This window comes from Hymenobacter sp. BT559, from assembly GCF_017571525.1.
GTDB lineage: Bacteria > Bacteroidota > Bacteroidia > Cytophagales > Hymenobacteraceae > Hymenobacter > Hymenobacter ginsengisoli.
This window is the reverse complement of record NZ_JAGETY010000004.1, coordinates 183,694-196,044: the sequence shown is the minus strand read 5'-3', so window position 1 is coordinate 196,044 and position 12,351 is coordinate 183,694. Positions and strand designations below refer to the sequence as shown.

Sequence of the window (12,351 nt, the reverse complement as noted above, 5' to 3'; positions counted from 1 at the left end):
GCTAGCCCTTGTCAAGCTGCTTCGTTAAGAACTCATACAGCAGGCGCACGCCAGTGCCGGTGCCGCCTTTGCCGCGGTAGCTGTCCGGTGCTGTCAGGTAGGCGGGGCCGGCAATGTCGAGGTGCAACCAGGGCGTGCCTTCGATGAAGCGCTCCAGGAATTTGGCGGCTGAGATGTGGCCCGCGTCGCCCTTGCCGAGGTTGGAGAGGTCGGCGATGTCCGATTTCATGTGGTCGGCGTAGTCGTCCCAGAGCGGAAACTCGACCAGGCGCTCGTGCACGCGGTGGGCGGCGGCTAGCAGCTGGGCGGTGGTGTCGGGGGCGGCGGTGCCCATTACGGCGGCGCCCTCGGTGCCGATGGCGCGCACGGCCGCGCCGGTGAGCGTGGCCAAGTCGATTACCAGCTCGGGGTGGTATTTTTTGGCGAAGCTGAGCGCATCGGCCAGCAGCAGGCGGCCTTCGGCGTCGGTGTTCTTAACTTCTACCGTGAGGCCTGAGTGCATAGTGAGGACGTCGCCAGGCACGTAGGCGAGGCCGCCGGGGCGGTTGTCGGTGGCTGGCACCAGGCCGATAACGTGCAGCGGCACGTTGTTTTTGGCTAGGGCGTACAAAGTGCCGCCCACGGCCGCGCCGCCGGCCATGTCGCACTTCATCATGTCCATGCTGTTGGGTGTGGGCTTGAGGCTGAGGCCGCCGGTATCGTACACCACACCCTTGCCCACGAGCACGTAGGGCTTCTCATTCTGCGCATTTTCGGGCTTCCACTCCAGAATGCTGAAGGTAGGCGGCTCGGGCGAGCCCAGGTTCACGGCCAGCAGGCCGCCCATGCGCAGGCTCTCGATGCGAGCCATGTCGAGGATGTCGGTGGTGTAGCCGGCCTCGTCGCCGGCCGCAGCCAAGCGCTCGGCCAGCTGCTGGGCATTGAGCTTATTGAGCGGCATGTTGACGAGGTCGCGGGCGAAGGCCACGCCGTCGAGCACGTGTTGCAGCTCGGTTACGCGCGCCGCGGGGGTGGCGTCGCCCACTAGGGTAATGGTGGCCAGTGAAGCCGCCTGACGCGATTTTTCGTCCGTTTTGTAGCCCTCGAACTCGTAGGCGGCCAGAAACAGACCTTCGGCCAGGGCTAGCCCGGCGTCGGGATTATCGCTGAGGTTTTCGATAAAAACATCGGCGGTTTTTTCTTTTTTGAGGGCGGCTTGCAGCTGGTGGCCGGCCTTGCGCAAGGCTTCGAGCTGGAGGTCGGGGCTAGCCTTTTTTTCGAGCACCGCGAAGTAGTGCTGGTGCGAAAAGTGGTTGAGGCTGACGAATTTCTGCTCGGCGGCCAGGGCGGCCTCCACGTAGTGGCGGGCGGCCTCGGGTAGGTCGGTGGCAGCGGCGCTGGGCAGCGTGGTGGTGCCGAGTGGCAGGATAAATACTTGGGTTGACCGGGCCGGCGCGGTGGCGGCGTGGGCTAGTGTGAGTGCCATAGACGAGATAGGAGGGGCGTAACTTTGGCGTGAAGGTATGTAAAACGGAGTGGCACTCCGTTTTGATGTTTGAACAAGCCGCCCAACCGGAAACGAAGTGCCACTTCGTTTTACATGGTGTATGAACCTGACCAAAACCTTGCGGCTCTTGCTGCCGCTCCTCGGCTCGTCGCTGCTGGCCTCGGCCCAGCTCATGCAGCCCAAAACCACCTTTACCCGCGCCGACTCGCTGCGCGGCGGGCAGCCGGCCGAGCGTACCTGCTACGACATCAACTACTACCACCTCGACGTGAAGCTCGACGTGGCCAATAAGTCGATTAGCGGCTCCAACCTGTTTCGCTTCACGGCCACGCGCGATTTTACCCGGCTCCAATTCGACCTTTTTGCCAACCTTAAGGTAGATAAGGTTACGTACCACGGCCAGCCGCTAGCCTTCACCCGCGAGGCCAACGCGGTGTTCGTCACCTTCCCGGCGCCCATTAAGCAGGGCACCCGCGATGAGTTTACGGTCACGTACTCGGGCCAGCCCACCATCGCCAAAAAGGCGCCCTGGGACGGCGGCATGGTCTTTACGCAGGATGCCAAGGGCCAGCCATTTGTGGCCACGGCCTGCCAGGGCGTGGGCGCCAGCATCTGGTGGCCCTGCAAAGACCAGCAGGCCGATGAGGTCGATTCGATGCTCATCAGCATTGCCGTGCCCCAGGGCCTGAAGGATGTGAGCAACGGCCGCCTGCGCGGCACCAAGAAACTGGCCGGCGGCTACACCCGCTACGACTGGGCGGTGAGCAATCCCATCAATAACTACGATGTGGCCCTGAACGTGGCCAACTACGCGCACTTCTCCGACGTGTACCAGGGCGAAAACGGCCCGCTGACCCTCGACTACTGGGTGCTGCCCGAAGACTTGGACAAGGCTAAAAAGCAGTTTGCCGCCAACGTGAAGCCCATGCTCAAGAGCATGGAGTATTGGTTTGGGCCCTACCCGTGGCACAAAGACGGCTACAAGCTGGTGCAGGCGCCGCACCTGGGCATGGAGCACCAGAGCGCCGTGGCCTACGGCAACAAGTTTCAGAACGGCTACCTGGGCCGCGACCGCTCGAACACTGGCTGGGGCGATAAGTTTGACTTCATCATCATTCACGAGAGCGGCCACGAGTGGTTTGGCAACAACATCACCACCAAGGACATTGCCGACATGTGGGTGCACGAAAGCTTCACCTGCTACTCCGAAGGGCTGTTTGTGGAGAATAACTACGGCAAGCAGGCGGGCCAGGAGTACCTGCACGGCCAGCGCCGCAACATCTCGAACGATGGCCCCATCATCGGTCCCTACGGCGTGAACAAGGAGGGCTCGGGCGACATGTACGACAAGGGGGCTAGCCTGCTCAATATGGTGCGCACGGCCATTAATGACGACGCCAAATGGCGCGGCATCCTGCGCGGGCTGGGCAAAACCTTCTACCACCAAACCGTAACCGGCCAGCAGATTATCGACTACATCAATCGGGAGTCGGGCCACGATTTCAGCAAAGTTTTCGCCCAATACCTGCAACACGGTGAGCTGCCGGTGCTCGAAATGCGCCTTGAAAAAGGCCAGCTGCTAGGCCGCTGGGTGGCCTCGGTGCCCGGCTTCGACCTGCCGGTGCGCCTGCGCACCAAGGGCGGCGAATACAAATTCGTGACGCCCACCACCAAATGGGCGGCGCTCGACCTGCCCGGTGCCACCCGCGAAAACGTGGAAGTCGATACATTTAACTACTACTGCGGCGTGCTGATGGACTAGGGCGCTGGCTGTAGCCTGGCTAGCCCTTGTGTAGCTGCCACTTCTATGAGTGAGGTTGAAATTCGCAGAGCCGATGCCACCGATGCGCCTGCCATTGCGGCGCTGGCCAGCCAGTACACCTATCAGCAACTAACGAAGGCTGAGCGGCAAAGCGGCTTCCTCACCGGCACCTTCACGGTACCGGCCCTGGCGGCCATGCTCGCCTCGGTGCCCGGGCAGGTGGCGTATAAGGAAGGCGCGCTGGTTGGCTTTGTCATTAATTCGCGGCTAGCCCCCGAGCGCTACCCGCCGCTGGTGCAGCAAATTAGGGCGCTGCTGCCGGTGCTGCTTTTTCGGGGGCGGCCGCTGGCCGAATACCAGTGGTTTTTTTACGGCCCGGTGCTGCTGGCGCCTCCTTATCAGGGCCAGGGTCTGCTCCAACAGCTCTTCCAGGCTAGCCAGCAAGCGCTGGCCGGGCACTACGAAGTCGGCATTGCCTTCATCGCGGCTGAAAACGCTGCGTCATTACACGTGCACACCCACAAGCTGGGCTTAGAGGTGTTGGGCGAGTTGGTAAGTGGGGGCGCTACCTATTTTATTTTAGCCTTTGCAGTCGGTGAGCGCGGCTGGGCCGAAGGACTGCCGGCCCACGCTTCGGGCTAGCCTGCCGATATTTGGGCCGCCGTAGCCGCCTGGCTAGGGTAGTTTGCTCATTCAGGTGAGGAGCCGGCCGCCCGCCGCGATGTCGTCGCGGGCCTGGCTAGGGTTCTTCACCGCAGCCAGTCAGTTTCGTGGCCCATCCCGCCGTTCGCCCCAAAAAACACCTCGGCCAGCACTTTCTGGACGACCCCAACATTGCCCGCCGCATCGTAGAGAGCCTGCGCCTGCCTGATGCCGTGCACGAGGTGCTCGAAATCGGTCCCGGCATGGGCGTGCTCACGCAGTACTTGCTGGAACACAGCGAGTACCAGACCAGCGTGGTCGAAATCGACACCGAGTCGGTGGCCTACCTCACCCAGCACTACCCGGCGCTAGCCCCCCGCATTCATGCCACCGACTTCTTGCGACAAGACCTGGAGAAGCTGTTTCCGGGCCAGCCGCTGGCCATTATTGGCAATTTCCCCTACAATATCAGTACTCAGATATTCTTTCAGGTGCTGAGCAGCCGCCAACAGGTGCGCGAGGTGGTGGGCATGCTGCAAAAAGAAGTGGCCGAGCGCCTGGCCGAGCCGCCCGGCTCCAAAACCTACGGCATCCTGAGCGTGCTCTTGCAGGCGTACTACGACATCGAATACCTGTTTACGGTGCCGGCCCACGTCTTCGTGCCGCCGCCCAAGGTCGAGTCGGCCGTGGTGCGCCTTACCCGCAATGCTACCGAGAAGCTGGATTGCGACGAAAAGCTGTTTTTCCGGGTGGTAAAACAAGCATTTTCGACCCGCCGCAAAACGCTGCGCAATGCCTTGAAGCCGCTAGGCATGTCGACTGAAACGATGGCCGCCGAGATTTTTGACAAGCGCGCCGAGCAGCTAGGGGTGAGTGATTTTGTACTGCTGACGAACCTGGTGGTCGCCAGCCAGTCAGCGGCCTGATTTCGGTTGGCATCTTCCCTCGTTGCATGACCAAGTTGCCGTCGCTTTGCGCCCTGCTTTTGCTAGCCGGCACCCCGGCCGGACCGGGCGCGGAGTTCAGCGGCTGCATCTTGTATGAGAATGAATATCAAACGCTAGCTGGCGAAACACTGTACTTCGCCGTAAAGCCGAAGAGCTGGTTCTACATTCAGGGCAATAATTTCAAGCTCTACGACCGCAACAAGCAGTTGAACGAGCTGTATATCGGCGATGCTAACGCGCTGTACACTTTTGCCAAGGGGCAGCCCCGGCTGCTGTCCGATACTGCGCGCCGCCCGGCGCCGCCCGTGCTCACTTGCCTGCCCACCACGGCCACCATCTTGGGCTACCGCTGCCACTTGCTGCGGCTGGCGGAGGGTCGGGTATCGACCCTGGTTTTTTACGCGCCCGAGCTGCGCGTAAGCGTCGCGGCGTTCAGTCGCTGCCCATCGTATGGCTGGTACCAGTTGCTGCAAGCCACTGATGGCGCGCTGCCGCTGCGCACCATTACCGTCGATACCCAGCACGACGTGACCGCCACGAGCGAAGCCATCGCGGTGACGCCCATGGTGCTGCCCGCCACCAACTTTACCACGACCGCCCCAGCGCGGTAGCTTTTTTGCCTTATGTCCCTCTGCCTGATAATCGACGATATGCACCCCTCGCTTTTGCCCATGCTCACGAGCATCGGCATCGAGGGCGACTACCAACCCAAGCTCACCCCGGCCGACGTGCCCGCTGCCCTCGCCGCTAGGCCCTACCAGGGCCTGATGGTGCGCAGCAAGATGCGCATCACGGCCAGCCTGCTGGCCCACGGCCCGCAGCTGCGCTACGTGGCCCGCGCCGGGGCCGGCGTCGATAACATCGACGAAGCGGCCCTGGCGGCAGCTAGCGTAGTGCTCGTGAACGCCCCCGAGGGCAACCGCGACGCGGTGGGTGAGTTTGCCCTCGGCCAGCTGCTGGCGCTGCTGCGCCACACCGTGCGCGCCGATGCCGAGGTGCGCCGCGCCGAGTGGCACCGCGAGGCCAACCGCGGCGAGGAGCTGGGCACCAAAACCGTGGGCATCATTGGCTACGGGCACATGGGCCGCGCCTTCGCCCGGCGCCTGAGCGGCTTTGGCTGCACGGTGCTGGCGTATGACAATGACCCTAGCGTGACTACCGACGGCCACGCCGAGCTGGTGCCCTTGGCCGAGCTGCAAGCCCGCGCCGAAGTGCTGAGTCTGCACTTTCCGTACTCGGCGGCCAATCATCAGTTTGTGAACGAGGAGTTTCTGGCCGGCTTTGCCTACCGCCTCTACTTCGTGAACACCGCTAGGGGCGAGGTAGTTGACCAGGCCGCGCTGGTGGCCAGGCTGCAAAGCGGCGCCGTGCGCGGCGCCGTGCTCGACGTGCTCGACAATGAGAAGCTGTCCTCGCTCACCCCCGCCCAGCAGGCCACCTTCGACTACCTGCGCGCGGCCCCCAACGTGCTGCTTTCGCCCCACATCGGCGGCTGGACGCACCAGAGCTACCAGCGCATCAACGAGGTGCTCGTGGCCAAGATTGAGGCGCTAGGGCTGGATGCCTGATGGCAGCCGTCTTAGCCTGCCGTAATGGCTGGCTGAAGACTGCTTCAGGGCTGATTGCTTGATGCCAGACGGTTTTGGTGTATCTTTGTCCTACCGATAGGGGAGAACGGCTGGCCGATGTGCCAGCCGTTCTCTTTCTTTTTTACCGACCCACCCGCTACGCGAAAACAGTCCTGATTTTTATGGCTACCATCAATTATTATACCGCCGAGGGCCTGCAAAAGCTGAAAGATGAACTCCAGGACCTCAAAGTCCGGGGGCGCGCCAAGGCGGCCGAAGACCTGCGCGAAGCCCGCGATAAAGGTGACCTGAGCGAGAACGCCGAATACGACGCCGCCAAGGATGCCCAGGGCCTGCTCGAACTCAAAATATCGAAGCTCGAAGAAGTGCTGGGCAACGCCCGCCTCATCGACGAAACCAATATGGACTTCAGCAAGGTGCTCATTATGAGTAAGGTGAAGCTGAAGAATCTCAAGAATAACATGGTTCTCAACTACGTGCTCGTGGCCGAGGAAGAAGCCAACCTGGCCGCCGGCAAAATCTCGGTAAAGTCGCCCATCGGCAAAGGCTTGCTTGGCAAGTCGGCCGGCGACACGGCCGAAATCACGGTGCCCGCCGGCAAGCTCCAGTTCGAGATTCTTGAAGTGGGCCGCTAGGGGCTATGCGATAGGGTAGGCTTTGGCTTGCCGTTTAGAAAGTGAAAAAGGCAGGCCCGCTAGGGTCTGCCTTTCTTTTTGCGTTCTTTGCGCACCCGGCCGGTGGGCCGGCAATTCCACGCTTACCCTACAGCTTATGCCTTCTATTTTCTCACGCATCGTTGCGGGCGAGCTGCCCGCCTACAAGGTCGCCGAAGACGCCGACCACCTGGCTTTTCTCGATATCACGCCGCTGGTGGAAGGCCACACGCTGGTAATTCCGAAGCAGGAAATCGACTACATTTTTGATATGACGCCCCAGGCGCTGGCGGCGCTGCACGTGTTTGCCCAGCGCGTGGCCAAGGGCGTGCAGGCGGCCGTGCCCTGCAAGCGCATCGGGGTGGCCGTGATTGGGCTGGAAGTGCCGCACGCCCACATTCACCTCATCCCGATGAACAAGGTGGCGGATATGAATTTTGCCAATCCCAAAATTAAAGTGCCCGAGGCGCGCATGCAGGAGCTGGCCGCCGCCATTGCGGCCCAGGTGCCCGGCGGCAGCGGCCTGCCCACCTCTGCAAACACCACCGCTAGCCCCGCCCCGGCCGCCGACCCCAACGACGCCACGCTGGCCCAGCTGCAAAAGCTAACTCAGGGCCTGAATTTCATCAGTGAGAGTGATGCCCCGCTGGAAGCCGTGAGCTATGCCGCCCCGGCCGGCGACCTTGCCGACAAGCAGCTGCTGCACCTGCTGGGCGAGCCCGCCGATGCCAAAGTAGAGAAAGTGGACTTGATTTCCTTTCTCAGCAACCATACCGCCGATGGTGGCGTGACCGGAAGTGTGATTCTGGCTAACCGCTTCAAAGCCTTGCAGATGTACCTCAAGCAGGAGCTCGATGGCACGCAGGTATACCGCATTGGCACTGGCCCGAAAATTCACGCCTACGCGCTGGGCCGCGACGTAGCCGGCCGGCTAGCTGGCTTCAAAACCGAGCTTACCGAAAGCTAAGTAGTAGCGCGAAGCTCCAGCTTCGTGCGCGAGCGCAGCTAGCAACTCGCGCTAGGGTCGTCCGGCCACGCCTGCTCGCGCACGAAGCTGGAGCTTTGCGCTAAACTATTCGCCGCCAATCGTTAATAAGACAACGCGTTACATGAAATACGCAAGTTTAGTAGGGCTAGCCGCGGGCTTGCTTTTCGCGCAAAGTGCCCCTGCTCAATCTATCGACCCCGCCGCCCTGGCCGTGCTGCCCACGGTGCAGCCCGCCGCCCTCGAAGCTCACGTGCGCTACCTGGCCGATGACCGCCTGCGCGGCCGCCTGCCCGGCACGCCCGGCTACCAGCTGGCCGTAGACTACGTCATCGGCCAGCTCAAGCAAAACGGCGTGCAGCCGGCCGGCGACAAGGGCACTTACACCCAGACCGTGCGCCTGCGCCGCGCCTTTGTGGAGCCGGGGGCTAGCGCGAGCTTGCAGCCGGCGAGTGGCGCAGCGCAACCCCTAGCCGTGGGCGCGGCCGTCACGTTTTACCCCAACCCGGGCCAGGCCGAAACCAGCGTAGCCAATGCGCCCCTCGTATTTGCCGGCTACGGCATTTCGGCGCCCGAGCTGAAATACGACGACTACGCCGGGCTCGACGCGAAGGGCAAGGTGGTCGTTATTACCCGCCAGGCGCCGAAGCAGTTTGCGGATAATGAGCGCCAGTATTTCGCCGACTTGCGCACGGTGCTCGAAACCGCCGCCCGCCACGGCGCGGTGGGCGTGCTGTTGGCCGCTGCCCACGCCGCTGCCAGGCTACCCGAGTATCCGAAGGGCCTGGTGAGCGCGCTGGCGCCCGATGGCCGGGTGGGCGTGTCGCGCAGCTACGCGCCCGGCTCGGCGCAGCTGGTGGGCACCATCAGCCCGGCCACGTTGCAGCAGCTGTTTGCCGGGGCCAGCCGCGATACGGGGCAGGTGCTGAGCGCCTTGCGTGGTGGCCAGGCGGTCCCGCTAGCCCTGCCCGGCAAGCTCAGTGCTCGCTACCGCAGCCGCTACCAGGATGTGGACAGTTACAACGTGGTGGGCAAAATCACGGGCTCCGATGCCAAGCTAAAAGACGAATATGTGGTACACAGTGCCCACCTCGACCACCTGGGCGTAGGCCCAGCTATCAACGGCGACTCGATTTTCAACGGTGCGCACGACAATGCCACGGGCGTGGCCAGCGTGCTCGAAATCAGCAAGCTCTACTCGAAACTGAAAGTGAAGCCCCGGCGCTCGGTGCTGTTTGTGCTGATGACGGGTGAGGAAATGGGCCTGATTGGCTCGTCCTATTTCGCCAAATACCCGACCGTGCCGAAAAGCGCGCTGGTGGCCGATATCAACACCGATATGCCCACTATTATCGCGCCGCTGCTGGCTGTGGTGCCGCTAGGGGCCGACCACTCGTCTTTGATGCAGCCGGTGCGGGCGGCCGCCGATTACCTCAAGCTCAGCATCGAGCCTGACCCTGAGCCGACGCAAAACCGCTTTATCCGCAGCGACCAGTACAGCTTTGTGGTGCAGGGCGTGCCGGCGCTGCACATCAAGTACGGCAACCGCACGGTCGATGGCAAAAACAACCTCAGCGAAACCGTGCAGAAGTGGCGCGCCGCGACCTACCACAAGCAGCAGGACAACTTTGAGGGCGGCACGTTCGACTGGCAGGCCGGCGCGCAGTATGCGCGGCTCAACTTCCTTATCGGCTACCAGGTGGCGCAGGCCAGCCAGCGGCCTAGCTGGAACAAGGGCGACTTTTTCGGGGTGCGCTTTGGAAAATAATTCCTGACTCAGGCGGTTAGTGCAACGCCAGAAGCAGCCCGAAGTCTATAAAAAAGCCAGCCCCTACTGCGCTGGCTTTTCGCTTTTATCCCTGCTTACTGATGCGCTTAGTTCTCCTCGCCCTGCTAGTGCTGCAAAGTGTTGCGGCCTTCGCCATTAAGCCGGTGGCTACGTATTGGGCCCGACCCGACACGCTGGGGCTGAAATACCAAAGCCTGACGCTCACCACGCCCGACCGCATGCACCTGGCCGCCTGGCTGATTGAGCCGACGGCCGCCGCCCCTAGCCAACACACCACCATCGTGGTAGCCGGCGGCGACGCGGGCAACATGTCCGGCAATATCTTCACCGCGGCCACGCTGGCGGGGGCGGGCTACCGGGTGCTGCTATTCGACTACCGTGGCTTCGGCCACAGCGACGCCTTCGCTATCAATCAGGACTACCTCTACTACCCCGAGTTTGCCACCGATACCCGCGCAGCGCTGGCCGAGGCCCGGCGCCGCAGCCCCGGCCAGCGCGTGGGCCTAATGGGCTTTTCGATGGGCTCGCTGGTGGGTTCGGAAGCGGCAGCTACCACCCGCTGCGACTTTTTCGTGACGGTGGCCTACGTGGCTAGCATCCAGCACGTGGTAACCTATTACCAGCGCGTCCGCCCCGAGCGCCCCACTATTTTGCCCGCCGATGCTGCCACCTACGGCCGGGTGGCGCCCAAGGTGAACTGCCCCTGGCTCTTCATCGGCGGTACTGAGGACCAGGCCACCACCCTGGCTGATACGCTGGTGGTGGCCCAGGCCGCCAAGCGCCGCCAGCGCCGCGTGGTGCTGCCCATACCCGGCAACCACCCGCAGTCGATGGGCGCGTTTGTGGAGGATGAAACCGCCCCGCGCTGCCTGGCGGCCCTGCGCCAGCTGCTGGCTAGCCCCGCCGCGGGTAGCAAGGGCTAGCGGGCCCGGCCGCTATCCACTACCTTTTGCAGCTGCGCCTGGGTGGCGGCGGGCAGCGCGCTCATAATATCGAGGCCCGTGGCGGCCTCAATGGCATCGACCGAAGTCAAATACTGGTTCCACTGCGGGCTGATGCTGTTGTCGTTGGGCGTGTCGATGGCTACCACGCGGGCCTGGCCGGCGATGATGCGCTGCAAGTCGTTGTTTCCCTCGGGCAGAAACACCACCACTTTCCAGATATGGGCGGGCACGCTCACGCGGCCCTGGTCGAGGGTTTGGGCGGGGCCGTTTTTACCGGTGCCGCCGCGGCCGTAGCTGCCCATGATAACGTAGGCCTCCTGGCCGTTTTCGACCTGGGCGCGGGTGTATTCTTCAAGGTGAGCCCAGGTTTGCTGGTTGTTTTGGGGCGCCTGGGGCACCATGTTGCTCATGAGGAAGGTGGCCGAGTTGTCGTCGAGCGTGGCAGTGCGGTCGCCGCTGGGGCAGTTGTGGCCCTTGTCGAAGCCCGAGCCGGCGTAGCTCTGCGGCGTCACCTGGTAAAACTGTCGGGGCAGGCCGGGGTCGGCCCGGAAGTCATTCTGGCGCGGAAAGTTCTTAGTAATATCCTGGCGGCCCACGTGCCAGCTCGTCCACACCGGAATGCCGCGCTGGGCATTGTAGCCCGTCACGTACTGCGGGTGAATGTAGAGGTAGTTGGTTGGGTTGCCGGGGTCGGAAGTGGCGCCGCTGGGGTTGCCGAGCAGCAGGTTGTCGTTGTCGCTGGCGGCGGCCACGCCGGGCACCTGGTGGGGAGCAGCCGGGGGGCTAGCGGGCGCGGGATTATTCCGATTTTTGAAGTAATCATCGGCCGGGCTAGGGGTGGGGCTGGCCGCCGGGCGGCTGGGCACCGGCGTCGCCGCTACCGTACCGCTGGCCGTTTCGAGGCTAATATCATCCAGGTTCAGCCGGTTTTTGGTGGCGTCGGTCTTGCGAATCTCCAGGCGCAGCGGCTCGTTGGCTAGCCCCGCAAAAACTGACGGGCGCAGGCTGGGGCCGCTGGCCGTCTGGGGCTGGCCGTTGCGCTGCCAGGTGCGGCCGTGGTCGCGGCTCACCCACAGCTCCCAGGTGCTGGGGCCGTCGTTACCGTAAGTGGCTGATAGAATACTGATTTTGCGCACCCCGGCCGGCGCGTCAAACTGCATGGTGAGCTTGCCGCCGGTGCGCAGGCGGGCGGCGTGCCCGCCGTCCTTGTGGTCTTGCTCGGTGCTGCCAATGAGGCCTTCGGTAAACAGCCACGGCCCGGTAGCCAGCGCCACGTCGGCGGTTTCGTAGGCGCCTTTGCTGCCGGTCTCGAAAGTTTCGGGGAAGGCGCCCGCCGGGGCCTGGCGGCTGGCGGCGGGGCTAGCGGTGGTGGCTTGGGTTTCGGCCGAGGGCTGCGAGCAGGCCAGCACGGCCGGCAGCACCAGTAAAGTGTAAAAACGCATGGGCGAAAGTAGCAGCCGGCAGGGTAAGAAAACGAAAAAGAGCCCGCAGCAGCGCCGCGGGCCCTTTTCATAAGTTGGGCCAGAATACAATTGCTTCGCGGCGCGGGCAATG

The 12,351-nt window shown here is 63.2% G+C and carries 11 protein-coding genes; 9 read left to right on the top strand and 2 right to left on the bottom strand.

Annotated features, from left to right (window positions below; all coding sequences use genetic code 11):
- Position 1: 1 nt before the first annotated feature.
- Positions 2–1,465, bottom strand: a complete 1,464-nt coding sequence (locus J4D99_RS07265) for a leucyl aminopeptidase family protein (RefSeq protein ID WP_208131045.1) — start codon at positions 1,463–1,465, stop codon at positions 2–4.
- Between the two features lie 121 nt (positions 1,466–1,586).
- Here J4D99_RS07265 and J4D99_RS07260 point away from each other — a divergent pair, with 121 nt between their 5' ends.
- The 9 genes from J4D99_RS07260 to J4D99_RS07220 all read left to right on the top strand — a co-directional run bounded on the left by J4D99_RS07260 (position 1,587) and on the right by J4D99_RS07220 (position 10,776).
- Entirely contained in the window at positions 1,587–3,248 is a 1,662-nt protein-coding gene (locus J4D99_RS07260) for a M1 family metallopeptidase (protein ID WP_236018562.1), read from the top strand.
- Positions 3,249–3,293: 45 nt separating this feature from the next.
- Positions 3,294–3,890, top strand: coding sequence for a GNAT family N-acetyltransferase (locus tag J4D99_RS07255; RefSeq protein ID WP_208131044.1), 597 nt, complete (start codon positions 3,294–3,296; stop codon positions 3,888–3,890).
- A gap of 128 nt (positions 3,891–4,018) precedes the next feature.
- The gene (gene rsmA, locus J4D99_RS07250) at positions 4,019–4,816 is read left to right on the top strand and encodes a 16S rRNA (adenine(1518)-N(6)/adenine(1519)-N(6))-dimethyltransferase RsmA (protein WP_208131043.1); all 798 of its coding nucleotides are present in this window, start codon (positions 4,019–4,021) and stop codon (positions 4,814–4,816) included.
- Between the two features lie 26 nt (positions 4,817–4,842).
- Entirely contained in the window at positions 4,843–5,448 is a 606-nt protein-coding gene (locus J4D99_RS07245; RefSeq protein ID WP_208131042.1) for a hypothetical protein, read from the top strand.
- Positions 5,449–5,460: 12 nt separating this feature from the next.
- Positions 5,461–6,405 (top strand): NAD(P)-dependent oxidoreductase, encoded by a 945-nt coding sequence (locus J4D99_RS07240; protein ID WP_208131041.1) that lies wholly within the window; start codon positions 5,461–5,463, stop codon positions 6,403–6,405.
- 182 nt (positions 6,406–6,587) lie between these two features.
- The gene (gene greA, locus J4D99_RS07235; protein WP_208131040.1) at positions 6,588–7,061 is read left to right on the top strand and encodes a transcription elongation factor GreA; all 474 of its coding nucleotides are present in this window, start codon (positions 6,588–6,590) and stop codon (positions 7,059–7,061) included.
- A gap of 136 nt (positions 7,062–7,197) precedes the next feature.
- A complete protein-coding gene (locus J4D99_RS22170; RefSeq protein WP_208131039.1) occupies positions 7,198–8,046 on the top strand; it encodes a nuclease A inhibitor family protein in 849 nt (282 codons plus the stop codon).
- Positions 8,047–8,188: 142 nt separating this feature from the next.
- Positions 8,189–9,832, top strand: coding sequence for a M28 family peptidase (locus J4D99_RS07225; RefSeq protein WP_208131038.1), 1,644 nt, complete (start codon positions 8,189–8,191; stop codon positions 9,830–9,832).
- 101 nt (positions 9,833–9,933) lie between these two features.
- Positions 9,934–10,776: an alpha/beta hydrolase gene (locus J4D99_RS07220; RefSeq protein ID WP_208131037.1), complete on the top strand. Its 843-nt coding sequence runs from the start codon at positions 9,934–9,936 to the stop codon at positions 10,774–10,776.
- Here J4D99_RS07220 and J4D99_RS07215 read toward each other — a convergent pair.
- Complete coding sequence (locus J4D99_RS07215; protein ID WP_236018561.1) at positions 10,773–12,239, bottom strand: DNA/RNA non-specific endonuclease; 1,467 nt, start codon at positions 12,237–12,239, stop codon at positions 10,773–10,775. The genes J4D99_RS07220 and J4D99_RS07215 overlap by 4 nt on opposite strands.
- Between the last annotated feature and the right edge of the window lie 112 nt (positions 12,240–12,351).

Coding starts and splice junctions, on each gene's coding strand:
- J4D99_RS07265 (WP_208131045.1), bottom strand. CDS start 1,465: ATGGCACTCACACTAGCCCACGCCGCCACCGCGCCGGCCCGGTCAACC.
- J4D99_RS07260 (WP_236018562.1), top strand. CDS start 1,587: ATGAACCTGACCAAAACCTTGCGGCTCTTGCTGCCGCTCCTCGGCTCG.
- J4D99_RS07255 (WP_208131044.1), top strand. CDS start 3,294: ATGAGTGAGGTTGAAATTCGCAGAGCCGATGCCACCGATGCGCCTGCC.
- J4D99_RS07245 (WP_208131042.1), top strand. CDS start 4,843: ATGACCAAGTTGCCGTCGCTTTGCGCCCTGCTTTTGCTAGCCGGCACC.
- J4D99_RS07240 (WP_208131041.1), top strand. CDS start 5,461: ATGTCCCTCTGCCTGATAATCGACGATATGCACCCCTCGCTTTTGCCC.
- greA (WP_208131040.1), top strand. CDS start 6,588: ATGGCTACCATCAATTATTATACCGCCGAGGGCCTGCAAAAGCTGAAA.
- J4D99_RS22170 (WP_208131039.1), top strand. CDS start 7,198: ATGCCTTCTATTTTCTCACGCATCGTTGCGGGCGAGCTGCCCGCCTAC.
- J4D99_RS07225 (WP_208131038.1), top strand. CDS start 8,189: ATGAAATACGCAAGTTTAGTAGGGCTAGCCGCGGGCTTGCTTTTCGCG.
- J4D99_RS07220 (WP_208131037.1), top strand. CDS start 9,934: ATGCGCTTAGTTCTCCTCGCCCTGCTAGTGCTGCAAAGTGTTGCGGCC.
- J4D99_RS07215 (WP_236018561.1), bottom strand. CDS start 12,239: ATGCGTTTTTACACTTTACTGGTGCTGCCGGCCGTGCTGGCCTGCTCG.